The sequence below is a fragment of the Serinibacter salmoneus genome, assembly GCF_002563925.1.
In the GTDB taxonomy this organism is placed as follows: Bacteria; Actinomycetota; Actinomycetes; order Actinomycetales; family Beutenbergiaceae; genus Serinibacter; species Serinibacter salmoneus.
In genome coordinates this window covers 1,366,424-1,392,901 of the sequence record NZ_PDJD01000001.1, presented here as the reverse complement: position 1 = coordinate 1,392,901, position 26,478 = coordinate 1,366,424, and the positions used below count along the sequence as shown (strand labels likewise).

The 26,478-nt window shown below is 73.8% G+C and carries 26 protein-coding genes and 1 riboswitch; of the genes, 4 read left to right on the top strand and 22 right to left on the bottom strand.

Annotated features, from left to right (window positions below; genetic code table 11):
• Positions 1-5: 5 nt before the first annotated feature.
• Positions 6-209 carry a hypothetical protein gene (locus ATL40_RS06105; protein WP_098468760.1) on the top strand — a complete coding sequence of 68 codons (204 nt, stop codon included), beginning with the start codon at positions 6-8 and terminating at the stop codon, positions 207-209.
• A 4-nt stretch (positions 210-213) separates the two neighbouring features.
• On the opposite strand, the gene ATL40_RS06100 is transcribed toward ATL40_RS06105, so the two are convergent.
• Complete coding sequence (locus tag ATL40_RS06100; RefSeq protein ID WP_245866816.1) at positions 214-747, bottom strand: shikimate kinase; 534 nt, start codon at positions 745-747, stop codon at positions 214-216.
• Positions 744-1,430, bottom strand: a complete 687-nt coding sequence (locus ATL40_RS06095) for a type I 3-dehydroquinate dehydratase (protein WP_169925891.1) — start codon at positions 1,428-1,430, stop codon at positions 744-746. Before ATL40_RS06095 ends, ATL40_RS06100 begins: the two co-directional genes overlap by 4 nt.
• 204 nt (positions 1,431-1,634) lie before the next feature.
• Here ATL40_RS06095 and ATL40_RS06090 point away from each other — a divergent pair, with 204 nt between their 5' ends.
• Positions 1,635-1,979, top strand: coding sequence for an RNA polymerase-binding protein RbpA (locus tag ATL40_RS06090; RefSeq protein ID WP_098468758.1), 345 nt, complete (start codon positions 1,635-1,637; stop codon positions 1,977-1,979).
• 12 nt (positions 1,980-1,991) lie between these two features.
• Here ATL40_RS06090 and ATL40_RS06085 read toward each other — a convergent pair whose 3' ends face one another.
• From ATL40_RS06085 to ATL40_RS06050, 8 genes are all read right to left on the bottom strand, one after another.
• Complete coding sequence (locus ATL40_RS06085) at positions 1,992-2,738, bottom strand: polyprenol monophosphomannose synthase (protein WP_098470325.1); 747 nt, start codon at positions 2,736-2,738, stop codon at positions 1,992-1,994.
• 5 nt (positions 2,739-2,743) lie between these two features.
• Entirely contained in the window at positions 2,744-4,324 is a 1,581-nt protein-coding gene (gene lnt / locus ATL40_RS06080; protein ID WP_098468757.1) for an apolipoprotein N-acyltransferase, read from the bottom strand.
• Positions 4,325-4,623: 299 nt separating this feature from the next.
• On the bottom strand, positions 4,624-5,364 hold the full coding sequence (locus tag ATL40_RS06075) for a hypothetical protein (RefSeq protein ID WP_098468756.1): 741 nt from the start codon (positions 5,362-5,364) through the stop codon (positions 4,624-4,626).
• Positions 5,361-8,201, bottom strand: a complete 2,841-nt coding sequence (locus ATL40_RS06070; RefSeq protein ID WP_098468755.1) for a DEAD/DEAH box helicase — start codon at positions 8,199-8,201, stop codon at positions 5,361-5,363. Before ATL40_RS06070 ends, ATL40_RS06075 begins: the two co-directional genes overlap by 4 nt.
• 40 nt (positions 8,202-8,241) lie before the next feature.
• Positions 8,242-9,201 carry a diacylglycerol/lipid kinase family protein gene (locus tag ATL40_RS06065; RefSeq protein ID WP_169925890.1) on the bottom strand — a complete coding sequence of 320 codons (960 nt, stop codon included), beginning with the start codon at positions 9,199-9,201 and terminating at the stop codon, positions 8,242-8,244.
• Positions 9,202-9,208: 7 nt separating this feature from the next.
• The gene (locus tag ATL40_RS06060) at positions 9,209-9,541 is read right to left on the bottom strand and encodes a hypothetical protein (RefSeq protein ID WP_098468753.1); all 333 of its coding nucleotides are present in this window, start codon (positions 9,539-9,541) and stop codon (positions 9,209-9,211) included.
• Positions 9,541-10,509: a helix-turn-helix transcriptional regulator gene (locus ATL40_RS06055; protein ID WP_169925889.1), complete on the bottom strand. Its 969-nt coding sequence runs from the start codon at positions 10,507-10,509 to the stop codon at positions 9,541-9,543. The genes ATL40_RS06060 and ATL40_RS06055 overlap by 1 nt, the downstream gene beginning before the upstream one ends.
• Positions 10,502-11,530, bottom strand: a complete 1,029-nt coding sequence (locus ATL40_RS06050; RefSeq protein ID WP_098470324.1) for a helix-turn-helix transcriptional regulator — start codon at positions 11,528-11,530, stop codon at positions 10,502-10,504. Before ATL40_RS06050 ends, ATL40_RS06055 begins: the two co-directional genes overlap by 8 nt.
• A 33-nt stretch (positions 11,531-11,563) precedes the next feature.
• Here ATL40_RS06050 and ATL40_RS06045 point away from each other — a divergent pair, with 33 nt between their 5' ends.
• Positions 11,564-12,727, top strand: a complete 1,164-nt coding sequence (locus tag ATL40_RS06045) for a DUF3866 family protein (protein ID WP_098468751.1) — start codon at positions 11,564-11,566, stop codon at positions 12,725-12,727.
• On the opposite strand, the gene ATL40_RS06040 is transcribed toward ATL40_RS06045, so the two are convergent.
• From ATL40_RS06040 to ATL40_RS06020, 5 genes are read right to left on the bottom strand one after another with little or no spacing between them, the layout of a single operon-like run.
• Complete coding sequence (locus ATL40_RS06040) at positions 12,724-13,173, bottom strand: PH domain-containing protein (RefSeq protein ID WP_098468750.1); 450 nt, start codon at positions 13,171-13,173, stop codon at positions 12,724-12,726. The two genes, ATL40_RS06045 and ATL40_RS06040, sit on opposite strands and share 4 nt — an antisense overlap.
• Positions 13,174-13,176: 3 nt before the next feature.
• Positions 13,177-14,019 carry an ATP phosphoribosyltransferase gene (gene hisG, locus ATL40_RS06035; RefSeq protein WP_098468749.1) on the bottom strand — a complete coding sequence of 281 codons (843 nt, stop codon included), beginning with the start codon at positions 14,017-14,019 and terminating at the stop codon, positions 13,177-13,179.
• A gap of 46 nt (positions 14,020-14,065) precedes the next feature.
• Positions 14,066-14,329, bottom strand: a complete 264-nt coding sequence (locus ATL40_RS06030; RefSeq protein ID WP_098470323.1) for a phosphoribosyl-ATP diphosphatase — start codon at positions 14,327-14,329, stop codon at positions 14,066-14,068.
• An 11-nt stretch (positions 14,330-14,340) separates the two neighbouring features.
• A complete protein-coding gene (locus tag ATL40_RS06025) occupies positions 14,341-15,369 on the bottom strand; it encodes an ABC transporter substrate-binding protein (RefSeq protein ID WP_098468748.1) in 1,029 nt (342 codons plus the stop codon).
• 29 nt (positions 15,370-15,398) lie between these two features.
• A complete protein-coding gene (locus tag ATL40_RS06020; RefSeq protein ID WP_098468747.1) occupies positions 15,399-16,214 on the bottom strand; it encodes an ABC transporter permease in 816 nt (271 codons plus the stop codon).
• A gap of 106 nt (positions 16,215-16,320) precedes the next feature.
• Positions 16,321-16,454, bottom strand: a riboswitch (FMN riboswitch).
• 54 nt (positions 16,455-16,508) lie between these two features.
• On the opposite strand from ATL40_RS06020, the gene ATL40_RS06015 reads away from it, so the two are divergent.
• Positions 16,509-17,387: an ATP-grasp domain-containing protein gene (locus tag ATL40_RS06015; RefSeq protein ID WP_098468746.1), complete on the top strand. Its 879-nt coding sequence runs from the start codon at positions 16,509-16,511 to the stop codon at positions 17,385-17,387.
• Between the two features lie 13 nt (positions 17,388-17,400).
• Here ATL40_RS06015 and rpe read toward each other — a convergent pair whose 3' ends face one another.
• From rpe to metK, 7 genes are all read right to left on the bottom strand, one after another.
• The gene (rpe, locus tag ATL40_RS06010; protein WP_098468745.1) at positions 17,401-18,066 is read right to left on the bottom strand and encodes a ribulose-phosphate 3-epimerase; all 666 of its coding nucleotides are present in this window, start codon (positions 18,064-18,066) and stop codon (positions 17,401-17,403) included.
• Positions 18,067-18,088: 22 nt separating this feature from the next.
• Complete coding sequence (locus ATL40_RS06005; protein WP_098468744.1) at positions 18,089-19,561, bottom strand: RsmB/NOP family class I SAM-dependent RNA methyltransferase; 1,473 nt, start codon at positions 19,559-19,561, stop codon at positions 18,089-18,091.
• Positions 19,558-20,532 carry a methionyl-tRNA formyltransferase gene (fmt, locus tag ATL40_RS06000; protein WP_211283070.1) on the bottom strand — a complete coding sequence of 325 codons (975 nt, stop codon included), beginning with the start codon at positions 20,530-20,532 and terminating at the stop codon, positions 19,558-19,560. Before fmt ends, ATL40_RS06005 begins: the two co-directional genes overlap by 4 nt.
• Before the next feature lie 9 nt (positions 20,533-20,541).
• On the bottom strand, positions 20,542-22,320 hold the full coding sequence (locus tag ATL40_RS05995) for an HNH endonuclease (protein ID WP_098468743.1): 1,779 nt from the start codon (positions 22,318-22,320) through the stop codon (positions 20,542-20,544).
• A 150-nt stretch (positions 22,321-22,470) separates the two neighbouring features.
• Positions 22,471-23,079: an HAD family hydrolase gene (locus ATL40_RS05990; RefSeq protein WP_098468742.1), complete on the bottom strand. Its 609-nt coding sequence runs from the start codon at positions 23,077-23,079 to the stop codon at positions 22,471-22,473.
• A gap of 12 nt (positions 23,080-23,091) precedes the next feature.
• A complete protein-coding gene (locus ATL40_RS05985) occupies positions 23,092-25,185 on the bottom strand; it encodes a primosomal protein N' family DNA-binding protein (RefSeq protein WP_098468741.1) in 2,094 nt (697 codons plus the stop codon).
• 58 nt (positions 25,186-25,243) lie between these two features.
• Positions 25,244-26,455, bottom strand: a complete 1,212-nt coding sequence (gene metK / locus ATL40_RS05980; RefSeq protein WP_098468740.1) for a methionine adenosyltransferase — start codon at positions 26,453-26,455, stop codon at positions 25,244-25,246.
• Positions 26,456-26,478: the final 23 nt, after the last annotated feature.

The following is a 26,478-nucleotide window of genomic DNA, read 5'->3' as shown; positions in this document are numbered from 1 at the left end:
CAGCGATGAGCGCATACGACCTCGCCTGGACGGTCTTCCTTGTTCTCGCGATCGGCACGCTGTGCACGGCCCTCGCGGTGTGGCTGCGCTCCACCGACCGCAGCATCGTCGGCCTTGCGTGGTTCTTCGGGATCTTCGCCCTTCCCATCGCCGGACCCGTGGCGTACGTGCTGGGTGAACAACGCCGGCGGCGCCTCGAGGACGCCTGAGAACTCAGCCGAGCGTGTCCAGGATCACTGCGGCCACCCGGGCCGGCGAACGATGGTGCGTGGACACCTCGTGGGTGGCGACCTCCTGGTAGAGGCCTCGGCGTTCCGTCATGATCCGCGCCCAGCGACGCGCCGGTGACTCCGTTCCTGCCAGGAGCGGCCGGTTCTGATCCGCGCCGATGCGGCGCATGGCGTCGCGCTGGCTGACCTCGAGGTAGATCACCACACCGCCGCCCCTGCGGTACTGCGCCAGGGCACGCCGCGTGCCAGCGTGCACCACAGCGCCGCCACCCAGCGAGAGCACCCCGGTGTGGTCCTGCAGCGCCGCGACCACGGCCCGGTGCTCCAGCTCCCGGAAGCCCGCCTCGCCCTCGGCCGCGAAGATCTCCGGGATCGTGCGACCCGCCGCGGCCACGACGTCCTCATCGGTATCGCGCAGCGCCACGCCGAGGCTCGCCGCGAGGCGCCGGCCCACGGAGGTCTTCCCCGATCCCATGGGCCCGCAGAGCACCACGGCGGGGCGATGCGTCACGTTCACGAGGTCCCGCCGAGAAGCGCGAGGGCAGCCGCCACCTCGGAGACGGTCGGCTGTCCCGGCGCCGAGCCCGCCCCGTGCCGAGCAAAGGTGAAGGGAGCGCCCCACAGGGCACCCCCGACCCGGGTCAGCACCCCCCGCTCCCCCATCGCGATCGGCACGACCGCGCGTCCCAGCGTGTGACGCGCCGTGACCGCGGCCTCCAACAGCCGGATCACCTCGAGGTCGTCCCCGGCCGTCACGGCCACCTTCAGCACGTCGTGGCCGCGGCGCGCCAGCTCGGCGAATCGCGTGACGACATCGTCCGGAAACCCGGTGAAGTCGTGACTGGAGCCCACGGTAGGGACCTCGGCGCATCGGGCGGCCGCGACGATCGCGGCGACGTCCTCCTCCGGCCGGGACAGTTCGACGTCGACCGCGGCCAGCCCGCGGGGGTGCTCGAGCAGCGCCAGCAGCAGGTCCCGGTAGGCGTCATCGCCCAGCGGCCCGGCGCCGCCCTCGGCGATCGAGCGGTAGGTGGCCAGGATCTCCACGCCCACCTCCCGGGCCAGGCCCCCGATCGCGGCACCCGCATCGGCGAGGTCGTCCACCGCGAGGGCGTCCAGCCGCCACTCGATCACCTCGGCCCCGGCCCGCACCGCGGCACGAGAGGACTCCCGGGCGGCCGCCACGGTAGGCTCACTCACAGGGACAACGATCACGGGGACGGACGGGCTCAGCAGCACGTCCCTATCCCATCACGAACCGGCTCATCTTCACGCGACCTTCACGCGGGCAACCCGATCACGGGAACAATGCCGCGTTCGGTGACGTTGGACTGTGCAGAACAACCAGGTGTCGCACCCCCCACCGCGGCGGCACCGACTCACGCATCACGAAGGGATACGGCTATGGCAGAGCGAAGCCTGCGCGGAATGAGAATCGGCGCCAACAGCATGGAGACCGAGGTCGGCGTGGAGTTCGCGCCGCGCGTGGAGGCCGTCTACGACTGTCCGGACGGCCGCGTCATCGTGATCCCGTTCTCCGCCGACGCCGACATCCCGCCGGTGTGGGAGGCCCCGGGCGGTGGTGAGGCACTGCTGCGTGACGCCGAGCGTCCCGAGGACAAGCCCTCCAAGCCGCAGCGCACCCACTGGGACATGCTGCTGGAGCGCCGCTCCATCGAGGACCTCGAGGTGCTGCTCAACGAGCGTCTGGACCTGCTGCGCTCGGGCCGCCTTCGCAAGAGCGCCTGATCCCTCGCGGCCCTACAGCCGCGCACCCGAACGCCTCTGGCGCCGCACTCGGCGCCAGAGGCGTTCTGCTCCCCAGCGGGTGACGTTCACGAACGCCTCGAGCACGATGTCTCGGCTCATCTTCGACACACCCTCGCTGCGCTCCACGAAGGTGATCGGGACCTCCACGATCCGCCCCCCGGCCAGGTGCACCCGGTTGGTCATGTCCACCTGGAAGCAGTAGCCCTGCGAGGTGATCTCGGCCAGTGGCAGGGCGCGCAGCGTGGCCGCGGGATAGACCCGGAAGCCCGCCGTGGCGTCGTGCACCGGCAGACCCAGCGCCAGGCGTGCATAGGTGGTGCCGGCGCGGGAGATGGCCTGTCGGTAGGCGGGCCAGTCCACGATGCCGCCGCCCGGCACCCAGCGTGAGCCGATCACCAGGGCGACGTCCTCGTCCACGGCGTCCAGGAGGTCCGGCAGTTGCTCCGGCTGGTGGGAGGCATCGGCATCCATCTCCACCACGAGGTCGTACCCACGCTCCAGCGCCCACCCGAAGCCCGCGATGTAGGCCCGCCCCAGCCCCTCCTTTCCGGTGCGGTGCAGCACGTGGACGGCGCCGTCGCGCGCCGCCTGCTCCTGCGCCCACTCCCCGGTGCCGTCCGGGGAGGCGTCGTCCACGACCAGCACGTCGGCATGCGGAACCGCGGCCCGGGTCCGCACCAGCGTGCCGGGCAGCGCCGCCCGCTCGTTGTAGGTGGGAATGATCACCAGGACGCGCACACTGCTCACGCCGCCACCCTACGGCGAGGCGAGCGGGTGCGGGTGACCGCGCCGTGCGTGGCCGCAGCCACCAGCAGCAGCGCCGTGGCGGCCAGGACCACGTAGGCGGGCCAGGGCCCGATCCGCGCGGCCAGGGTGATACCCGTGCGCAGCGGCAGCTCCGCGACGCCCTGCGCCGCGGTGAACAGCTCTGTCTCCTGCGTGACCACGCCGTTGGGCGAGACCACCCCGGAGACCCCCACGGTGGAGACCTGCACGGCGGCGCGGCCCAGTTCCACGGCGCGGAAGGCGGTCATCGCGAGTTGCTGCTCCGACTCGGCGGTGTATCCGAAGGAGGCGTTGTTCGTGGGCACCACCAGCACCTGCGCACCGGCGAGCACCGCCTCGCGCAGCACGTCGTCGTAGGCCACCTCGAAGCAGATCCCGATCCCCCAGGGCACGACCCGGTCATCGGGGTAGGTGACGTCGAGCACGGCGACCTGCGTCCCGGGGGCCATGTCGACGGTGACGAGGTCCACGGCACTGGAGAAGCGCCGGGCGATGTCCCGCATCGGGATGTACTCCGCGAAGGGTGCGGGGCGCTGCTTGGCGTAGACGTCCACGGCCCCCTGGCCCGGTTCCCACAGCACGTAGTCGTTGTAGCGCTCGACGGCGTAGCCCTCCTCGTCGCGCAGGTAGGACTGGGTGCCGAGCAGGATGGGCGCCCCGATGGCCTCGGCCGCTTCCGCCACGAGCGCACCCGCCTCGGCGTCCTCGCGGGGGTTGTAGTCCGAGGCGTTCTCGGGCCACAGCACCACGTCGAGTTCGCCGGGGTACTCCTGCGCCAGCGCCAGCGTGCCGGCCGTGTGGTTCTCGACCACCTCCCGGGCGTTCGCGAATGCGCCCAGGCCCGGGTTGGCGACGTTGCCCTGCACGAAGCCCACCCGCGTGGTGCCGGCTTGGGCGGAGGCATCCAGCGGCACGAGCACCGCGAGGGCCGGCACCGCGACGACGACGATGGCGGCCAGGGAGGCGCGCAGCACCCCACCGCGCCGCAGCGCCACGACTCCCAGGGCGAGGGCGGCCCCCAGGGCCGCCACCACGAAGGTCACGAGCACCACTCCCCCGAGGCTCGCCAGACGCAACAGCGGTCCCGTGCTCTGGGCGTAGGCGAGGCGTCCCCACGGGAAACCGCCGAACGGCGCCGCGGACCGCGCCACCTCCCAGGCGGAGAAGACCGTGGCGAACGCGAGCACCGACCACCAGGGATGCTCACGCAGCGCGGGCAGGCGACGCACCCACACCCAGCACGCTGCCGTGGCACCCACGGCCAGGGCCTGCGCGGCCGACAGCGCCACCCAGGGGATCACGCCGACGGAGTCGTTCGCCCACCAGATGTGGACGAGGAAGAAGGACAGGCCCCACACGGTGCCGACCAGGAACCCCCACCCGGCGTGGTCTCGCCGCAGGGCGAGCAGGAGCAGGGCGACCGCCGCGATGGCCAGCGGCCACAGCCCGCGTTGCGGGAAGGCCGCGTCGCACAGCAGGCCGCCGGCGACGGCGAGGAGCAGGCTGAGGGTTCGCGAGGGTTGGGCGGGTGAGGGCACCCCTCGAGGATACGGTGGCGGATACGGCTCCCCGGTCGCATGGACTTCGGACCGCGGACGCGGTGCGTCACGCGTTTTCTAATGCCCACGCGACCGGGAACCGAGCACCCCCTGGGTGCGTCCTCGCACCCCGGGCTCGAAGCTCAGTGGCGCGAGGACGAGACTTTCGTGATCCGATCGTGATGTCAAGCGGGTGACGGCGCAGGCCAGGGCCGTAGGCGCAGGTCAGCGGCACAGAAGAAATCCGGTCGAATCCTGCCTCGTCCGGCGTGTCGCCGCGACACGAGGGCCGCGGTCATCTAGATCGAGGACGGACCCGCAGCGTCGAGGGGGACCCCCTCCGGCCACCCCGCGTCCACGGGCGCATCCCACGCGGGCAGCACCGGGAGCGGGACCATGCCTGCGCGGGCGTCCACGCTCCAGCTCGAGCGGGCGGCGTCGGCCACCTGGATACCCAGTTCCGTGGACCGCCACCGCGTGAGGGACGCGGGTGATCCGGGCGCCAACACGCCCCGGATCATGGCGTCCGGGGCGGTGCTCGCCCGCCAGCCGCCCCGGGTGTGGGCGCGGAACGCGGCCCGCGCCGAGAGTCCCAGGCGCAGCGCCGCCGCCACCGTGCGCCAGGGCGTCACGCTCGGATCGGCCGATCCCAGCGCGAGGGGCACACCCGACCCGGAGACCGCGCCGAGGTCGAGGTCGTCGGCACCCTCGGTGAGCAGTCGCACGGGATCCACCAGGGCGACGGCGCCCGCCGGCCAGGACTGCGGGGCGCGCAGCGCGGCCGCATCGGCGTGGCGGCCGCTCGGAGCGAGCGGGAAGCCGGGGTCACCGATCGGGTCGACGAACGCGGGGGCCAGCAGGTCACCGCCGAGTTCGACGACGTGCTGCGCCTCCCGTTCGCGGGGCCTGGCCGCCTCCTCGTCCCCGAGCCACGCGATCGTCTCGCCCGCGGTCAGCAGGGCGGTGGCGAACAGGTCCCGTTCGCTGTAGACCGTGCCGCCGCGGTAGAGCACTGCCTGCATGGGCGTCGCGCCCTTCATGCGGTCACCTCGCCCGCCACCACGCCGCGTCGCACGGCGCCCACGGCGTGCTCCGCGCGTGAGCGCAGCGCAGCATCGGGGGCGGCGATGCGCACCTGGTCCAGCACGTCCAGCACCTGCTTGCACCAGCGCACCAGGTCCCCGGCGGCGATGTCGGTGCCACCCAGGGTGGTGGCGAGGCTCGCGCCGCTGGCCCAGGTGTGCATGATGCGCACCAGGCCGGTATCGATCCCGCTGGTGGGCACGAGGCCCGCCTGCTTCTCGGCGAGTTCGATGTCCACGGCGATCCGCGCCGTCGTGGCCAGCGCCGCCTCCAGCCGCGGCGGGATGCCGGCAGGGATCGCGGAGGGGTTGTCCTCCTCGCCGCGGGTGGAGTACACGATGCAAGTCAGCGCCGCGGCGAGCTCCGCGGGTGAGAGGCCCTCCCAGGCCCCGGAGCGCAGGCACTCCGCCAGGGTGAGGTCCCGCTCGGCGTACAGGCGGCGCAGCCACCGCCCCGAGTCCGTCACGCGGGTCTCGGGGGTGGACTCCTCCGCGGGGCGCAGGTACCCCAGCGTGGTCAGCACCTCGCACACCTTGTCGAAGTCCCGCGCGATGGAGGCGGTGCGGGCATCGATCCGGGCGAGGAGTTTCTCGTGGTCGGCCTGCAGCCCCTGGGCGCGCACCGCCCAGCGCAGGTGCTCGCCCCGGTCGGGGCAGCCGTGGCACGGGTGCTCGCGCACGGCCGCGCGGGCGGCGGCGAGGTCCTCGTTGCCGCGGCGCAGCACATCGCTCTCCCGGGAGGGGACCCCGGCCGCGACGGCGTTGCGCAGGCTGGAGGCGAGGTCACGCCGGGAGCGGGCATCGCGCGTGGTGAAGTCCTTCGGCACCTTCACCCGCCCGTGCGGGGCCAAGCCCCGCGGCACGTCCGCCACCGTCACGGTGCGCACCTGACGTTCCAGGGTGAGCACCTGGATGATCGGCCCGGAACGCCCCTGATCGGGCATGGAGACCACCACGGCCCACTGCGAGCCACGGCCACCGGAGAGGTCCACCACCATGCCGGGGCGCAGCGAGGCGATGTCCCGGGTGGCGGCCTTGCGGCCCTCCCGGGAGGCCTCGCGCTGCTCCGCGGCCTCCAGGGTGGTGACCCGCTCCCGCAGCGCGAGGTAGCCCGCGATGTCGCCGCGTTCGCACGCCATCGCCTCGCGGTATCCGGCCAGCGCCTCGGCCTGGCTGCGCGACTGCCGGGCCAGGTGCACCACGCCGCGGTCGGCCTGGAACTGGGCGAAGGATTGCTCCAACAGGTCGCGCACCTGCTCCTGATCGGCGCGGGAGAGCAGGTTGACGGCCATGTTGTACGTGGGGTGGAAACTGGACCGCAGCGGGTAGGTGCGGCGGGAGGCCAGGCCCGCCACCGCCTTGGGGTCCACCCCGGAGGCGTACAGGACGACGGCGTGGCCCTCCACGTCGATGCCGCGCCGCCCCGCGCGGCCGGTGAGCTGGGTGTACTCCCCCGGCGTGACCGGGGCGTGCTCCTTGCCGTCCCACTTGTCCAGGCGCTCCAGCACCACCGAGCGCGCCGGCATGTTGATCCCGAGCGCGAGGGTCTCGGTGGCGAAGACGACCTTGACCAGCCCCCGGGCGAACAACGCCTCGACGGCCTCCTTGAACACCGGCAGCAGCCCGGCGTGGTGCGCGGCGACGCCGCGCAGGCAGGCGCCCTCGAAGGCCGGCCAGCCCACCGCGTCGGCGTCCTCGGCCGGGATGCGCTGCTCGAATCCCGCGAGGACGGCCGTGATCTCCCGCCGCTCGGCCTGGGTGGTCAGGGCGATGCCGGAGGCGATCACCTGGTCCACGGCGGCGTCACAGCCCTTGCGGGAGAAGACGAACATGATCGCGGGCAGCAGCCCGGCCGCGTCCAGCCGGGAGACCACCACGTCCCGGCGCGGTGGGCGCACCCCCGCGCGCCGACCACCACGCGGGGCGTTGCCAGCGAACCGGCCGCCGCGGCGATCGCGGCCCTTGCGGCCACCCCCTCGGCCGTGGTCCCGGCCGCCCCCGCGGCGGGGGTCCTCGCTGGAGTGCTCCGCGCGCCGCACCGCCTCCAGCAGGTCCGGGTTCACCGGCGGGTCGGTGCCGGGGTTGGTAGGGTCCACCCGGGCGGTGTAGAGGTCCAGCACCTCGTGGCGCACCATCATGTGCTGCCACAGCGGCACCGGCCGGTGCTCGGAGAGGACCACCTCGGTGGCGCCGCGCACCTCGCGCAGCCATTGGCCGAACTCCTCGGCGTTGGACACGGTCGCCGAGAGCGAGACCAGGCGTACAGTCTCGCCCAGCAGCAGGATGACCTCCTCCCACACGGGTCCCCGGAAGGAATCGGCGAGGTAGTGCACCTCGTCCATCACCACGTAGCCGAGGTTCTCCAGCGCCGGTGAGGCGGCGTAGATCATGTTGCGCAGCACCTCGGTGGTCATGACCACCACGTCCGCGTCGGCGTTGATGCTCACGTCACCGGTCAGCAGCCCCACGTGCTCGTTGCCGTGCGCGCGGGCGAGGTCGAGGTACTTCTGGTTCGAGAGCGCCTTGATCGGGGTGGTGTAGAACGTCTTGCGGCCGGTGGCCAGGCCCAGGTGGACGGCGTACTCCCCCACGACCGTCTTCCCGGCGCCGGTGGGGGCGGCCACGAGCACGTCCACCCCGGTGGACAGGTGCTCGCACGCCGTGCGCTGGAAGTCGTCCAGGGCGAAGTCGAGGCGGTCGGTGAAGGCATCGAGCTCCCCGGCCAACGCCCCCATCGCCCGGGTCGCTCGTGCGCGTTGCTGGGCTGCCGCGAACCGCTCGGCGGGTGAACTCATGGCTCCACCCTAGGCGGCCCTCTCACCCTCGGCGGCCCGGTCAGGTGTGGACGGCGACCGCGCCGGGCACCACCCGCAGCCGCATCGGCAGCGTGCCGAACGGCTCCCCGTCGCCGTGCAGGTGCGGAGCGGGCGCGAGGCCCGCGGCGCGGGCGGCGGCGTCCTCGCGCAGCACCACCTCGCGGCCCCGGGTCACCGTGACCACGGGATGCTCCACGTGGGTGCCGGCGAACACCCGGGGGAAGACCCGCAGCAGGGTGCGCCGCGGCACGGTGACGGCGGTGACCACCTCGAGCACGCCGTCGGTGGGGTCCGCCCCGGGAGCGATGCGCATCCCGCCGCCGATCCACGCGGTGTTCGCGACCGTGGCCAGCGTGCCGCACAGGCCGAGATCGATGCTCTGGCCCGCACCGTCGACGACCTCCACCCGCACGGCGTAGCCACGGAAGCCCACCAACTCGGCCAGCACCCCGAGCACGTACCGCGCGGTACCCCGGGGCCAGGCGATCCGATTGGTGCGCCCCGCGACCGCCGCGTCGAAACCCGCGACCGCCGCGCTCAGCAGGTACCGGCCGCGGGAGGTGCCCGTGAGTCCGGGCGAGACGAGCACGGCATCCAGCCGCCGCGGATCGCGCGCCAGTGCGGCCACCAGGCGGTCCAGCACCTCCTGCCCGCGCACCGGTTGCCCCAACCCGCGGGCGGCGTCGTTGCCCGTCCCGGCCGCGACCAGCGCCAGCGCCGTGTGGGGACCGTGCACGAGGATCGCGTTCAGCGCGAGGTTCGCCACGCCGTCGCCGCCCACGGCCACGAGCACCCGCGGCCCGGGCTGCGCCACGAACTCGCGCGCCAGGGCGCGGGCCGTGGCCGGGTCCGGTGCGGTCAGATCGGTCACCTCGTGCCCCGCCGCGCGCAGCACCTGGATGACCCGTGGGCCTAAGTGTCGGGCGCGTCCCCGGCCGGCCGCGGGATTGACCAGGACGCCCAGGGTGCTGGCGCTCACTGAACCCTCACTGGGGGCCGGTGACCTCGTCCCAGCTCGCGCTGGCACGCTCGTAGCGGTCCCGACGGCGGGCCTCGCGGGTGGCGCGCACGGCCGCGCGGGTCTCGTGCAACTCGGCGCGCCGCTCTGGGCTGAGGGTCAGTTCGGCCTCGATGGCGCCGGCGGTGGCGGCGGCCTCCTCGAGGTCGGCGATCCGCTCCTGCAGCTCGTTCACCACGGCCTCGGCGCGCCGCAGTTCCGCGAGCAGCGCGCGGACCTGGCGGTACAGGCGCAGCCCGATCCAGATCAGGAACGCGAGGGCGGCGAGCACCAGGAGCACCCACACCAACCACCAGGGCACTACGCCACCTCCTCCTCGTATGCCGCGAGGGCCCGGGTGGCGCGTGCGGCGATGTCGCGGGCCAGCGTATCGGGCTGCAGGCCCAGCACGTCCGCGCCGAGATCCAGCACGAGCTGGGTGAGCCAGGCGGTGCTGGCGACGTCGAGCTCGACCTCGAGCGTCTCCCCCTCCGCCGTGACGGTGCCGCCGTAGCGTTCGGCGACCCAGCGGCTGCGCGGGGTGAGCGTCAGCGTCACGCGCAGCGCGGCGTCCTGCGGCCGCAGGGACGTGCCCACCTCGCCGGCCTCCGGGTGGGGCTGCGCGGCGCCGTCGGGCAGGAGGTCGAGGAAGCGGTCGAGGCGGAAGTGCCGCACCGCATCGGCGCGCAGGCACCATGCCCGCAGGTAGGAGTAGTCCCCGTCGCTGGTGAGTTCGAGCGGGTCCACCAGGCGCGTGGTGGTCTCATCGGCCGCGGACACGTATGTGAGCCGCAGCCGGGTGCCGGTGCGCATCGCCTCGCGCACGATCGCGGCGTGCTCGGCCACGCGCTGCGCGAGCGGTTCGGTGCGGGGCTCCAGGCTGACCTTCTCGGCGCCGGCGGCGGCGTCGCCGACCGCGGCGGTGAGCTTGGCGAGCGCCGTGCTCAGCGCCGGGGTGTCGGCCACGCCCGGGAGGGACTGCATGGCGCGCAGCGCGACCACGAGCGAGACCGCCTCCGTGGTGCCGAGCCGCAGCGGCCGGTCCATGCCGCGGGCGTTGGTCAGGGCGATGCGCTGCGCGTCGTAGGCGTCGGAGGAGAAGTCCAGCAGGTCGTCCGGCTGGTAGCCGGGGGTGCCGGAGACCCACAGGGTGTCGATGTCACGCAGGATCTGCGCCCGGCTGACCGCGAAGTGCTCCGCGAGCTCGGCCACGGGCACGTCGTCGTGGTCGGAGAGGTAGGTCACCAGCGCCAGGAGGCGGGCGAGGCGTTCCGAGGTCGACTCAGGCATCGGCGTCTGCCTCCTGTCGGTTCGGGGCGGGCTGTGCAGCGAGGGCCGCCGCGGCCCGCAGCCGGGCGATGACGCCCGCGCGCAGGTCGGCGGGGGCCAGCACGAGCACATCGGCGGTGTACCCGGCGATCATGCCCGCCAGGGCCTCCAGGTCGCTCTCGAGCACCACCACCCGCTCGTAGCCCTCGGGCACGGGTTCACTGGCAGCGTCCTCGGGGGCTTGTTCCTCGGGCCCCTCGACCACCGCCCGCAGCCGGAGCGCGGCCGCGCGGTCCGGGCGCACCGCCAGCACGCAGCGCCGCGGCGGCGCACCCTCGCGGCGCAGATCCGCTGGCACCGGTTGGGTGGCACTGTCCGCCTCGGCGACCGAGACCGACCCGGCGATCCGGGAGAGCCGGAAGAGCCGCTCGGCCTCGCGGTCCAGGTCCCACGCCTGCAGGTACCAGGCGCCGTCACGGGCCACCAGGCGCCAGGGCTCCACGCGCCGTCGGGCAGGGGTGATACTGCCGCGCGCCGAACTCGAGGCGGCCCGGTAGCGGAAGCTCACCCGGGCGCGGGTGGTCGCGGCGCGCACCAGCGGCTCGAACGTCGCCTCCGGCGGCGGTACCCGCAACCGGGCGCCCACGTCGTCGGCGGCGGCGGGTGAGATGGCGCGCAGCTTGGTCACGGCGCGGCGTGCCACCGGGTCCAGGTGCGCGCCCTGCCACACCTGCGCGGCGGCGCTGAGCACGCCGATCTCCTCCGGCGTCAGGTCGATCGCGGGGAGGCGGTAGTGCTCGGTGTCGATGCGGTAGCCGACGTCGTCCCCGTGCGCCTGGTTCACCAGGGTCACCACCGGGATGCCGAGGTCGCGCAGCATGTCCTTGTCCCGCTCGAACATCCGCTCGAACGCGTCGTCGTTCGGCGCGTCGGCATAGCCGTTGACCCGCGACCGGATCTCCGCGCGGGTCATCCGGTGCGGGGTGTGCGTCAGGGCGATCACCAGGTTCATGGCGCGTTCCGCAGGGGCCACGGTGCTCATCGTCTCCACCCTAGTGCGCGGCATGATGGACGCATGATCATCTGGCGCGACGGCGTGGTGGAGAACGTGCGGGGCACCTGGCCCGGTGCGGTGGAGCTCGAGGTGCGCATCACGGCGGGGCCGAGCGAGCCCGCGTCCGTGGCGGCGGGCGCCCGGGTGATGGCGCTGGCCTACCCCGCGCTGGTGGGCACACCGGGAGTGGGTGACCGGGTCTCCCTCACCTGCAACGCCCTCGCCCGGGGCCTGGGCACCGGCGGGTACGCCATGGTGGCGGCGCTGCCCGACGCGCTGCCCGCGGACCCCGAACCCGGCCCCGGCCACCTGGTGAAGGCCCGGTACACGCCCCTGCAGCCCATGGTGCTCGGCGTGGACGAGCAGGACTCCCCCGCCCACGGCATCCTCGCGGAGGCCGACGACCTGGGCGGGATGCCGGTCGTCGTGGCCGACCTGCACTCCGCCGTGCCGGCGATCCTCGCCGGGATGCGCGCGGAGGCTGCCGCGGTGGGGTCCCCCATGCCGCACGTCGCGTACCTCATGGCCGACGGCGGAGCGTTGCCGGCCTGGTTCTCCCGCTCCCTGGCGCAACTGCGCGAGGCGAACTGGCTGGAGGCCTCGATCACGGTCGGCCAGGCGTTCGGGGGCGACGTGGAGGCCGTCACCGTGCACTCCGGGCTGCTGGCGGCGCGCCACGTGCTCGGCGTGGACGCGGTGATCGTGGCGCAGGGGCCGGGGAATCTCGGCACCGGCACCCGGTGGGGGTTCTCCGGCGTGGCGGCCGGGGAGGCCCTGAACGCCGCCGGGGTGCTCGGCGGGCGGGGTGTCGCCTCGCTGCGGGTCTCCCGGGCCGATGCCCGTGGGCGGCACCAGGGGCTCTCCCACCACTCGACCACCGCCTACGGGCGGGTGGCGCTGGTGGCGAGCGACGTCGTCGTGCCGGTGGCCCAGGGTGAGGAAGTGACCGGGTGGGACTCCGAGATCGAGGCCGAGGTGGCGACCGCCGCCCGGGAGCTCGTGGACGGCTCGACGGCGGGCCACCGCCTCATCGAGGTGCCGCTGGCGGGCCTGGATGCTGCGCTCGCCGAGGTGCCGGTGCGACTGTCCACGATGGGTCGGGGCCTCGCCGAGGATGCGACGCCGTTCCTCGCGGCGGCGGCGGCCGGCCGGTGGGCCGTTCGGCTGCCGGCCGGCACGGCCTAGTCGTTGACGCTCGTGCCCCCGTAGCGTTCCACGAGCGTGGCCAGGCGCTGGGCCTCGTCCCGGGCGCGCGCGCCGTCGGCGTTCTGGATCGCCATGACGGCGATCGGGTCGTCGTCGATCACGTCCAGTTGCGCCCAGGCGCGGTCGGAGGAGAAGCGCACGGAGACCACCTCGGCCCACTCCACCCGCCGGGTGAGGACGAGATTGCGCACCGTGACACCGCGCTCGTCCGGCACCGCGGAGACGGTGGCCTGGCGCCACAGGATCGCGATCAGGATCGCGGCGAAGACGAGGACGATCCCGTAGTCCCCGGCGCCCAGCGTGGTCGCGGCGTTCGGGCGCACCGTGACGAACAACGCGATGACGCTCGCGATGACCACGGCGGTCAGCACCCACGCGACCGTCCGCGCCCGGCGGGCGCGGAACGGCGCGAGCAGGGGGTCCACGCGCTACAGCCGGGTGGCGTGGATCTGGGTGACGAGGATGCCGCGGGCGCCGAGCTCCTGCAGTTCGTCCATGATCCGGTGACTCGCGCGGCGCTTGACCATCACGCGCACTGCGGCCCAGGAGCCATCGTGCAGCGGGGACACCGTCGGGGACTCCAGGCCGGGCGCGATCGCGGCGGCGGCGTCCACCTTCCCCACGGGGATGTCGAAGTCCATGAGCACGTACTCGCGCGCGGTCAGCACGCCGAGGATGCGCCGATCGAGCTTGTCGAAACCGGGCCGCACGTCGCCGGTGGGGCGGATGAGCACGGCCTCGGACTCCAGCAGCACGTCCCCGAAGGTGGCCAACCCGGCCGCCCGCAGGGTGGAGCCGGTCTCCACGACGTCCGCGACGGCGTCGGCCACCCCGAGCTGCACGGTGGACTCGATCGCGCCGTCCAGGCGGATCACCTCCGCGCTCACGCCGCGCTCGGCGAGGTATCCCTCCACCAGCACGCGGTAGGAGGTGGCGATGCGCTTACCCGCCAGGCCCTCCACGCTGCTGATCGCGGCGGGCGGGGCGGCGAAGTGGAACCGGGAGCGGGCGAAGCCGAGCGGGCGGTGCTCCACGGCCTCGACCCCGGAGTCGATGAGCAGGTCGCGGCCGGTGATGCCGGCGTCCACGGTGCCCGAGCCGACGTACACGGCGATGTCGCGGGGACGCAGGAAGAAGAACTCCACGTCGTTCTCGGAGTCGTGCAGCACGAGCTCGCGGGAGTCGCGGCGAGCCTTGTAGCCGGCCTCCCGCAGCAGGGTGGTGGCGGGCTCGGACAGGGAGCCCTTGTTCGGGACGGCGATGCGCAGCATGGGGGTTTCCTTAGAAGTGTCTAGCGAGTCCGGACGCGGGGCGGCATCACAGATGTCGGTAGACGTCCTTCAGCTCCAGGCCGCATGCGAGCATCATCACCTGGGCGTGGTAGAGCAGCTGGGAGATCTCCTGCGCGGCGTGCTCCGGCCCCTCGTGCTCGGCGGCCATCCAGGACTCGGCGGCCTCCTCCACGAGCTTCTTGCCGATCGTGTGGACCCCGGCGTCGAGTTCCGCGACGGTCCCGGACCCCTCGGGGCGGGTGGCGGCCTTCTCGCTCAGCTCGGCGAACAGTTCCTCGAACGTCTTCACGTGGCGCAAGCCTACCGGCCCGCGCCGGAGGCGAGGTCGTTCGTGACGGCGCCCTCGGGCACCGCCTCGATGATGCCGGCGCCCACCATGGCCTCGCCCATGGCCTGCCACACCTCCAGGTCGGTCTCCGCGCCGTCGGACCACAGCGGGATGGTGGCCTCCAGCACGGCCAGGGCGTCCTCCCGGGCGTCCGCCGTCATCCCGGAGATGTGGCCCGAGGCGATCTCCACGGTGCCCTCGGGGTCCTCGGCCGCGGCCTGCGCGCCGCGCACGCTCGCCTCGATGAAGGCGGTGAGTGCCTCGGCCTCGCTCTCGATCTCCTCCCCCGTGGTGGCCACGCCCACGCTCACCAGGCTCGGCGGCTCGAGCATGGTCACGGGGGTACCGGCGGCCGCGATGCGCACGCCGTCGCCGTTGGAGAAGCCCATGACGGCGTCCACCTGCTCGGTCAGCAGCGCGGTGGTCTGGGTGTAGCCGATGCTCTGGATCGTCACGTCGTCCGCGCCAAGGCCCGCCTCCTCCAGCAGGGTCAGCAGCCCGAGGTAGGTGGAGCCGAACTCCCCCGGCGTCCCGATCGTCAGGCCCTCCAGGTCTGCGGCGCTCGTGATCCCCGCCTCCTCGGGGGCGATGAGGGCCACCGGGGAGGTGGCGTACAGGGTGGCGATCTGCACGACGTCGCTGCCGGCGGCGGCCTGGCCGAGCACCTCGTCACCGGAGGCGACGACCACGTCCTCGGCGCCCTGTTCCAGGGCCGTGAAGATCCCCTCCTCGGCGCCGTGGTGGCGCAGGGTGACGTCCAGGCCCGCCTCCTCGTAGAACCCGAGGTCCTCGGCCACGTAGAACGGCGCGAATTGGATGTCGGGCACGTAGGACAGGCCCACGGTCAGGGAGGTGGGTGTGGTGGCGGTGGCGGCGCTGGACTCTGCCGTGGAGGCATCTGTCGCCGGGCTCTCGGTTGCGGACTCGGTGCTGCATGCGCTCAGCGCGAGGGTCGCGATCCCGGCGACGGCGAGGAGGTGGTGGGTGTGACCTGAAATCATGGCGTGCCTTTCGTGAGGAGGAGGGGCTTCTAGCGTTCGGTCATGAGCGAGGCGCGGTACTCGGCCAGGCGCACCAAGCCGTACCCCGTCATGGACACGGCGCACACCACCAGGAGGGTGGCGAACAGGGCGGAGGTGTCGGCGCGGTCCCTGGCGGCGACCAGCAGCCGGCCCAGGCCCTCGCCGCCGATCACGAACTCCCCCACGATCGCGCCGATCATCGCCAGGGTGACGCCCACCCGGATGCCGGCCAGCAGGTGCGGCAGGGCGAGCGGGAGCTCGAGGTGACGCAGCATGCGGGCGGTGCCGGCGCCGTCGACCCGCGCGGCGTCCAGCACCTCACGGTCCAGGCTGCGCAGGCCGACGGCGCCGGTCACCACGACCGGGAAGAAGACCATGAGCGCCGCCAGCAGGGCGGTGGTGCCCGAGCCGTAGCCGAACCACAACACCAGCAGGGGGGCGATCGCCACGGCGGGAATGGCCTGGGAGGCGGCGATGTAGGGCTCCAGGGCCGCCGCGGCGTAGCGGGAGTGCACGATCACCCACGCCAGGGGCGCGGCCACCACGACGGCGAGCAGCACGCCGCGCAGCGCCGTCCAGGCGGTCGTGGCGGCGGCGGGCCAGAGGTCACCGGTCGCGGAGAGCTCGCCGAGCGCCGCGATCACGGAGGACGGCGAGGGCAGCAGGATCGGGCCGAGGCGGGGCGCCCAGGCGACCCACAGCGCGAGGATCGCGGCGCCGAGCAGCACGGGAGGCAGCAGCGCGGTGAGCCGGCGCGCGCGCAACGCGGCACGCTCGTGCCGTCGCCGTTGCTCAAGATCGCCTCGGACCAGCGCCTGCGTCATCCTCCACCCTTCGGTTCGCACCACTGCGACCGGGGTGAGGGCGTTGCGCCCCTGGGTTGCCGAGAACGCACCGGGCGCGTCAGGCGCGCCAGCGGCTCACGACACCCTCGTGCTTCCTCCCATCCGGACTTTCACCGTCGGTCCCGGAATTCCACCAGGTCAACCGCGCCCTCCTGACGGAGGGAGCGGGTCGCGGACTGTCACCGCCGGCTCGGACTTTCACCGACCCCGGAGCACGTAGCGTGTTCTGGTTCGATGATACTCACACCCACGAGACGGAGCACGATGCCGCCCATGCCCCGCGTCGCCGTGGCGACGATGGCCTCCTACCTGCCCACCGACCCCGACGTCGACACCCCGCTGCTGCTGCCGGCGTTCGCGCGGGCGGGTATCGCCGCCGACGCCGTGCCGTGGCGCAGCCAGGCGGACTGGGCGGCGTACGACCTCGTGCTGGTGCGCTCCACGTGGGACTACCCGCAGCACGCGGGCGAGTTCGACGCCTGGCTCACCCGCGTCGCCTCGGTGACCCGGCTGGTCAACTCCCCCGGCACGATCCGCTGGAATCTCGACAAGCGGTACCTGAGCGATCTCGCCGAGGCGGGCATCGCCGTCGTGCCCACCGTCTTCCACGACGACGCCGCCGCCCTCGGCGCGGACCTCGCCACGCGCTCGGGTGGGGTCGTGGTGAAGCCGACCGTCTCGGCCGGTTCCATGGACACCGGCTTGTTCGATGCCGCCGACCCCGGCGCGCCGACCCTGGGCGAGCGGATCCTGCGGCGCGGCGGCACGGTGATGCTGCAGCCGGAGGTCCCCGAGCTCTCCGAGGGCGCGGAGCGCTCGGTGTACGTGATCGGGGGCGAGCCCACCCACACCATCGCCAAGGGGGCGCTGTTGGAGCGCGGCGGCACCCTGATCGGCGGCGTCTACCAGGAGCACCCGGAGATCGTGACGGCCACGCACGCCGAGGCGGCGCTGGCCGCCCGCACCCTGGAGGCGGTCGCCGCCGTCACGGGTGAGCCCGCGCCGCTGTACGCGCGGATCGACCTGGTGACCTCCGCGCAGCACGGCGTGGTGGTGCTGGAGGCGGAACTCATCGAGCCCGCCCTGAACGTGAACCTCGCGCCGCATGCCGCGCAGGCGTTCGTGCGGGCGGTGGCGGAACTCCTGGTCTGAGTAGGCGTGTGGGTCAGTGCGCGTGTGCGCCCTGGGCCAGCGCCCGCAGCGCGTCGACCTCGGCGGCGGCATCCTCGGCCCCGTAGACGGCGGATCCCGCCACGAACGTGTCGGCCCCCGCCTCCGCAGCGCGTTCGATGGTGGCGCGGGAGACGCCGCCGTCCACCTGGATCCACACCGGCAGATCCCTCTCGCTGACCGCGGCGCGGGCGGCGCGGATCTTCGGGAGCATGGAGTCCAGGAACTTCTGGCCGCCGAACCCGGGCTCCACGGTCATCACCAGGAGCATGTCGATCTCGCCGAGCAGCTCCAGGTACGGCTCCACCGGGGTGGCGGGCCGCAGCGCCATCCCGGCGCGCGCCCCCTGCTTGCGGATCTCCCGGGCGAGGCGGATCGGCGCGGCCGCCGCCTCGGCGTGGAAGGTGACGCTGTGCGCACCCGCCTCCGCGTAGGCCGGCGCCCACCGGTCGGCGTCGGTGATCATCAGGTGGATGTCCAGAGGCACCGGTGTGACCGGTAGCAGCGCCTCGACCACCGGCAGACCCCAGGTGAGGTTCGGCACGAAGTGGTTGTCCATCACGTCGATGTGCGCGTAGTCGGCGCCCGCGATCTTCGCGAGTTCGCCGCGCAGGTCGGAGACGTCGGAGTTCAGGATGCTCGGTGTGATGCGGATACCCACACCACCACCCTAGCCACTGCCGCTAGCGTCGTCGCAGCAGCGCCAGGAACATCGCGTCGGTGCCGTGCCGGTGCGGCCACAACTGCAGGTAGGGACCCTCGCCGAGACCGTCGAGCCGGGCGCCGGCATCGCGGGCGGCGGCGACGGCGTCGAGCACCTCCACGTCGCGGCGCGCCACGGCCCGATCGACCACGGCGCGGGTCTCGGCCAGGTGCGGGGAGCACGTCACGTACCCGACCACTCCCCCGGGCCGCACGGCGCGCAGCGCGGAGTCGAGCAGGTCGGTCTGCAGCGCGGTCAGTGCGGGCACATCGGCGGGCTGGCGGCGCCACCGGGACTCCGGCCGACGGCGCAGCGCACCCAGGCCCGTGCACGGGGCGTCCACGAGGATCCGATCGAAGTGCTCGGGGTGCTCCTCACCGAGGGTGCGCCCGTCCCACTCCACGACCTCGACGTGCTCGCTCGGGATCGCCTTCACGCTGCGGCGCACGAGGCCCACGCGGTGCGGCTGCACCTCGCCGGCCACGAGCATGGGCGGGGCGTCGGCCGCTGCTCCGACCTCGTCTCGCCCCGCGCGCTCGGCGAGCACCGCGCCCAGCAGCGCGCTCTTGCCGCCCGGGCCAGCGCACAGGTCGGCCCAGAGGTCGTCGGTGCCCTCGATGCTCGCTCCGGCCATCGCGAGGGTGACGAGCTGGGAGCCGGCATCCTGCACGCCCATCCGGCCCTGCCGCAGCGCGGGGATCCGCTCCGGGGAGCCGCTGCGCAGCAGCCACGCGGTGGGGGCGGCGGGGTGCGATTCGAGGCGACCGAGCTCGTCCGCCTCCTCGAGTTCGCGATCATCCACCAGGCCGGGGCGTGCCACGAGGGTCACCTGCGGCGCCTCGTTGTCCGCGCGCAGCAGCTCACGTAGCTCGCCCTCGAGGGTGGGCTGATCGATCAGGTGTTCATCGCCGTCGTGCTGCCGCTGCTGCGCCAGTGAGGCGCGCAGTTCCCGCACGATCCACGTGGGGTGCGCCTCGATCGTGGCCAGCCGCTCGGTCTCGTCCGGGATCTCGCGCTCCAGGCGAGCGAACCACTCCTGCCTGCTGGCGCGTCCCACGCTGCGCAGCACCGCGTTCGCGAAGGTGGCCGCACCCGGTCCCGCGACGCCGCGCACGAGGTTCACGGTCTCCCCCACCGCCGCGTGCGGGGGCACGCGCATCCCGAGGAGTTGATGCGCGCCCAGGCGCAGGGCGTCCAGGACCCGCGGGTCGATCTCGCGCAGGCTGCGGGAGGAGCAGCGTTCCAGCACGGCGTCGTAGCGGCCCCGCAGCCGCAGCGTGCCGTAGGCCAACTCTGTCGCGAACGCGGCATCGCGCCGGCCGAGGCGACGCTCGGCGAGCATGCCGGGCAGCACGAGGTTCGCGTAGGCGTCGGAGTCGGCGACGGCGCGCAGGACGTCGTAGGCGGCCTGGCGGGCCGGGTCGGTGCCGGAGCGGCGCTGCGGCTGGGTCATGCCTGGTCCTGAGTTGCCTCGAAGCGCGCGCCGTCGATGGTTGCGCCGCGGGCCCAGTCGGCGGCGGGCATCCACTGCTTGCCGGCGGGTGCGACGTCGCTCAGTTGCACGCTCTCGCTGCCGGTGCCGACGAACACCGCCTGCTTGGTCGCCTCGATCTCCCCGGGAGCCAGGGTCCGGCTCGGCATGGCCGACCCCACGCGCGGCATGGACACCGGGGTGACGGGGCCGAGCTTGACGCGCCGGCCCGCCACCTCGCCCCAGGCACCGGGTGCGGGCGTCATGGAGCGGACGAGCCGGTCGATGGCGAGGGCCGGGTGCTCCCATCGCACGCGGGCATCGGCGACGTCGATGCGCGGCGCGAGGCTGATGCCGTCCGTGGGCTGTGGTACCGGGGTGGCGGAGCCGTCGGCGAGTGCCGCGACGCTCTGCAGCACCAGGGGTGCCCCCGCCACCGCGAGCCGGTCCAGGAGGTCCCCGGAGGTGTCGCGGGGACGCACCGCCTCGGTCATCGTGCCGACCACGGGTCCCTCGTCCAGGCCGGCGGTCAGCCGGAAGACGGTGGCGCCGGTGACGGGGTCCCCGGAGCGGACGGCCCACTGCACGGGTGCGGCGCCGCGCCAGGCGGGCAGCAGCGAGAAGTGGAGGTTCACCCAACCGTGCCGGGGCATCTCCAGCAGGGCCTGTGGGACGAGCGCCCCGTAGGCCACGACGACGGCGATGTCCAGGTCGAGGTCGGCCAGGCGGCGCCTGGCTTCCTCGGTGCGCAGGGTGGGCCACTCCAGCACATCGATCCCCCGCTCCCGGGCGGCCAGCGCCACCGGGGACGGCTCCGGTTCGCCGCGGCGACGACGGCGCGCGGGCGGTCGGGTGAGGGCCGCCACCACGTTGTGTGTCTCGGCGAGCGCGTCGAGGGTCGGGATCGCCACCTCGGGCGTGCCCGCGAACAGGACTCGTAGTCGATCGGTCACCCGGCGAGTCTAGATTCTCCGCGGGTAGGTCTTCCTCCGACCGGACTCGATCCCCGGTCCGTGGGTGGATCGCGCGACGGTGGGCGTCGGGCCCATCGGCGTCGCCAGGTGCACGATGCCGGCTCGTGTGCCGGGGACCCGGCGGGTGGTGCGGTCCCAGCGACAGCCAGCCGGCTCGCCGAGCGCGGCCTGACGGGTATTCGGTGGTGATGTCGCGCCGGGGAGCGGATCGGGTCGGCTGCGGTAGACGTGACCGGTCGGGGTGCGAAGCGACGCTGTCGCCGAACCTCCTGTTGCAGCACCCACCGCTGCGGCACCCACCGCTGCGGCACCCACGGCTGCCCGCGAGCTGCGGGGGACACCGCTCGCGTCTGCTCCCACGGTGGCGGCCCACCCGGGCGCCTGCTTCGCGTAGTTGCAGCGTTCGCACAGGCCCTGCAGATTCTCCGCGGTGGTCGGTCCGCCGCGTGCGACCTCGTGGGCGTGGTCGGTGTGCCGGATCGCCGCATCGCAGTACGGGGTGCGGCAGGTGCCGTCCCGCAGCACGACGAACCGGCGCAGTCCGGGCGGCGCCACCCGAGAGCGGGACTCCAGTGCGAGGAGTTCGCCGGTGGTGGGTTCGGTGAAGAGCCGACGCAGGGTGACGGCGGTGGCCGGGTCAGGTGAGCGACCGGCTGTGCCACCAGGCGTGCCCTCAGCCGTGCCATCAGTCGAACCATCGAGGGCTGCCGCGACGAGTTCGCGCGCCCAGCCGGCCGGGAGCGGTCCGATGCCCGCGGGCGGCGGCGCGAGTCGGCCGTCGCACGAACCCACGATGCCTGCTGGCTCGTCGCGACCGGGTGTCCCGGGTGGCGCCAGGAGCGCCGCGTCGGTCATCACGAGGTTCACGCCGACCGGAACCGGCGCGGCCGCCGCTCGCCCCGTCAGCCGCTCGACGAGCGTGTCCGCCATCACCTGCCCGCGTCCGCGCGCATCCCCAGCCGCCCGCGCCGCTGCGGCCGCGGCGTCAAGCGCCGCGTACGCGCTCACCCCCTGGGCCACGGGAAGCAGCGCCGTCAGGTACACCATGGTGTCCGGCGCCGGGCGGATCGTCACGGTGCGGTCCCGCTCGGCCTTGCGTGCCCGTGCGACCAGGCTCGCGGCGTCCAGGCGCTGCGCGACCCGGCGGGCCCGTGCCCCGAGCCTCCGGGCCCCGACGCCCACCAGCGCCTCCGGATCGCCGCAGACCTCGCGGTCGAGCTGCATCCGGTCCTCGACGGAGAGACAGGCCGACTCCCGCACGAGAACGATCGCCCGCCACTCATCGATCCGCCCGGTGCTCAGCGCACGCATCGTGCACGGCATCTCGGCGCTCAGCGCGCGGGCTACCCCGAGCAGAGTGCTGCCCTGGCTAGGCGAGACCCCACGAGCCAACGCCACCTGGTGGGCTATGCCGACGCCAACCTGCGCAGCGGGGACGCCGGCGTCTCGTTGCGCCCCACGCTGCCGGTCCGCGAGTTGCGCCGACAGGCGTGCCTGGGCGGCGCACGCCGCCGACTTCAGCGACTCCAGCGCGCTGATGGCCTCGACGAGCGCGGCGCTCGGGTCCAGCCAGGTGAGGCCTGTGGAGACAGCGGGGTCGGTGAGGCCTGTGGAGACAGCGGGGTCGGTGGGGTCGGTGGAGTCAGCGACCCGGGCGATGCGTTGCGTGAGGTTGTGCACCGCTGCGAGCAGGTCGGCCACACCCTCGCGGTGGCCACCGATACCGGGCCAACCCTCGCCGTGCCCGCTCGCCGCTTCCCTGTCCATGACCACACCATCTCACCGACCACCGACATCCTGACCCACGACCCTCTGACCTGTGAGAACACCTGACTCGAACGTGCGATCGAGCACAGATCCGATCGTGACCCGAACCCGCGTGACCCGCAGTACGAGCCGACGCGAGCCGCTCCGGCTCTACCCGGCCGCCACCTCGATGCCCCATGCCCGCAGCTCGACCCGGAGGGCCTGCGCGCTGGTGAACACCACCCCGCGCATCCCGAGTGCCTCGGCGGCGAAGACGTTCTCGGGCCTGTCGTCCACGAACACGGAGCGCGCGGGCCTCACGCGGTGCTCCCGCATCAGGTGGCGGTAGATGCGCGGATCCGGCTTGATCAACCCCACCTCGCCGGAGACGACCACGGCCTCCAGTGAGGCGACCGTCGGTGAGACCCGTGGCGCCACCGGGTAGGTTTCCGCCGAGAAGTTCGTCAGCCCGATCAGGCGCAGCCCGAGGGCTCGCAGCTCCGCCACGAGCTCCGGCATCCCCGCCACCGGCGACTGGATGCTGGCCGGGAATCCCGCGACGTACTGGGCCAGGAAACCCGCGCGCCGGGGATGCCGGGTCGCCACCTCCGCCTCCAGCGCGGCCCAGCTCTCCCCCGCGTCCGCGCGCAGGTTCAGATCGGCGAACCCGATCTCCTGGCAGATCCGCGCGTGCTCCTCGCGGGAGAGGTCGGGGTGGGCGAGGGCCGCGTCCCACTCCAGCAGGACGTTCCCCAGGTCGAGGATCACGGTGTCGATCACAGCGTCATCCTGCTAGAGCTCCCGAGGGTCCAGCACGATGCGCACCGCGCCGCGCCGCTTGTGCGCGCTGCGTACCGCCCGCGCGGCGCGCAAGGCCACCGCCAGGGCGACGCCCTGCGCCAGCGGTGCCCGCACCAGGGCGCGCACGACCTCGCCGTCCTCGCCGTCCTGGCCCTCGTCGAGGGACGCCGTCATCGCACCGGCCGGCGCCGGTCGTGGCGGGATGACCTCGCCGCCCTCCGGGGCCTCGAACTCGGCGAGCAGGTCCTCCACGGCGTCGATCGTGCCCGTGACCGTGGCCATCCGTACGGCCGGCGGGAAACGCAGCTCGGCGCGCTCGGCCAGCTCCCGCTCCGCGAACCCCACGGGATCGGCACGCACGAGGGCCTGCACCAAGGTCGGTTCTCCCCCGCCGACCACCACCACCCGACCGCCGTCCCGAGCGCTCCTGACCAGGGAGGTGGTGTGCATCCACCGTCGCATCGCCTCCTCGCCTCCACCCAGGCCCGGCAGCGACGTCGCCAGCGCGGCGTCCAGGAGCACCGCGGCCGCGTACCCGCCCGCGGCCTCGGGCTCGGCGCCGGGGGTCGCCACCACGATCCGGGGAGTCTCGTCCACGTCCGAGGCGATCGACCCGGCCTCGCTGGCCAGCACCGGCACCTGCGGGAACGCCCGACCGAGTTCCTCCGCGGTGCGCAGCGTCCCGATCCGCGCCGCACGCAGCCGGACGCCACCGCACTGCGAACAACGCCAGCCCGCCTCGGCGTGCCCGCACGCCGTGCACACCGGCGCCCCGCGCGCCGAGGGGAAGGCGAGCACGCCCTCGCACTGCGAGCAGCGCGCCACCTCCCGGCAGCGCGCGCACACGAGGTGCGGCACGTACCCGGACCTGGGGGTGGACACGAGGACCGGTCCGTGCTCGAGCCCCTCGGCCAGGGCGCGCCAGGCGGGCGTGGGAATCCGGGCGTGCTCCCCCGGTCCCGAGCGCCCGAGGTCCTCGGCATCCGGCGCCATCACCCGCGGCGCCCGTTCCCGCACCCACGCGCGCTGCGCACGCAGGGACGCGGCCCAGCCGGTCGCCACCAGGTGCTGGGCCCACACCGAGCGGGCGGGCGAGGCCAACAGGAGCGCGGCGCCCTCCCCCTCCGAGCGCAGCGCGAGCACCTGGCCGGCGTGCGGATAGGGCGAACGCTGCTCGACCAGCGAGTCGTCGCCGTCGTCCCAACAGACCGCCAGACCCAGGTGCTGCACCGGCGCCCACACCGCCGATCGGGTGCCGACCACCACCCGGGCCAGGCCGGTGGCGAGCCGCAGGTGCGCGCGCGCCCGCACCGAGGGGCCATCGCTCGCCACGAGCCTGACGACCTCGGCCGCGAGGGCCTCGTCGAGATGGCTCGCCACCCGATCCACATCCGCCACATCGGGCACGACGACGAGCACGCCCCGCCCGGAGGACAGCGTCACCCGGGCGGCGTGCACCAGCGCGTCGCGGAACGTGGCCGGACCACCCGTGAGGGTCCACACCGCGCGCGGCGCCTGCCGATCCGCGATCCGGCGCAGCAGCGCCTCCCCGCCGGGTACGTCCCGCCAGGGGCCGAGGTCGGCCGGCGCGTCGGGGCCGCCGACCGGCGCGCCGGGGCCGCCGACCAGCGCTGGACTCGGCTCGCCCGGCTCCGGGCGCTCCACTTTGCTGAGCGCGGTCAGCACCCCCGCCTCCGCGCGCGCGTGCCGAGGCGGCACCGCAAGGCGCAACACGTCCGAGAGGGTGCCCGCGTACCGGTCCGCCACCCGGCGCGCGAGCGCCGCGATCTCGGGGGTGAGCGCCACCACCGGGGAGACCAGGCGCTTCAGGGGGGCGAGAGCACGCACCTCGTCCTGCGGGGTGGCCGCGCGCACCGCCAGCACCCAGCCGTCGCGTTGCCGTCCGGAGAAGGTGACCTTCACGCGGGTGCCCACACCCACATCGGCGGGCGAGTCCGCGCCGTCCAGGTGCTCCGGGATGCGGTAGTCGAACGGGCGGTCCAGGTGCGCCAGCGGAAGGTCCACGCAGACCTCCGCGACGAGCGGGGGCGTCCCCGCCCGCTCACCACCTGCCTCCTGCGTCATGCGCTCATCAGATCACGAGCGACCGACAAGGCCGCGCGGCTGGGCCGGCCGGTGCCGCTCAGTCCAGTCCGGCGGCCGCACGCAGGGCAGGCACGCGGTCCGTGCGCTCCCAGGTGAACTCCGGCAGCTCCCGCCCGAAGTGACCGTAGTTCGAGGTCAGCGCGTAGATCGGGCGGATCAGGTCGAGGTCGGCGATGATCGCGGCCGGGCGCAGGTCGAACACCTCGTCGATGGCCGCGGCGATCCCCTCGGGCGTCACCCCGGGGGCCTGGGTACCGAAGGTCTCCACGTACACCCCCACCGGGTGCGCCTGCCCGATCGCATAGGCCACCTGCACCTCACAGCGCCGCGCGAGGCCCGCCGCCACCACGTTCTTGGCCACCCACCGCGTGGCGTACGCCGCCGAGCGGTCCACCTTCGAGGGGTCCTTCCCGGAGAAGGCACCGCCGCCGTGACGGGACATGCCGCCGTAGGTGTCCACGATGATCTTGCGGCCCGTGAGGCCCGCATCACCCATCGGACCGCCGAGGGTGAACGCCCCGGTCGGGTTCACCAGCAGCCGCACCCCGGAGGTGTCCACCCCGTGGGGCACGTGCTCGGCGAGCACCGGCACCAGGACCTCGCGGTGCAGGGCCTCGCGCAGCTCTTCCTCGCTGAGGGCGGGAGCGTGCTGTGCGGAGATGACCACCGTCTGCACGGCCGCGGGGCGATCGCCGTCGTACCCGATCGTCACCTGGGTCTTCCCGTCGGGGCGCAGGTTCGCCACGATCCCCGCCTTGCGCACGTGAGTCAGACGCTCGGACAGGCGGTGCGCCAGGTGCACCGGGAGCGGCATCAGGGTGGGGGTCTCGTCCGTGGCGTACCCGAACATCAGGCCCTGGTCGCCGGCGCCCTGCGCGTCGTAGGGGTCGATCGCCTCACCCTCGCGCTTCTCGCGGGAGGAGGTCAGGCCCTGCTCGATCTCGGGCGACTGCTGTCCGATCGAGAGCGAGACGCCGCAGGAGTTGCCGTCGAAACTCACCTCCGAGGAGGTGTAGCCGATGCCGGTGATGACGTCACGGACGAGGGCCGGCATCTCCACGTAACCGCGGGAGTTGATCTCGCCCGCCACGTGCACCAGACCGGTGGTGACGAGGGTCTCGACCGCCACGCGGGAGTGGGAGTCCACCCGCAGCAGGGCATCCAGGATGGAGTCGGAGATGAGGTCGCTGACCTTGTCCGGGTGCCCCTCGGTCACGGATTCGGAGGTGAAGCTGCGCAGTGATGTCACGGGAATGCAGCCTACGCCCGCCA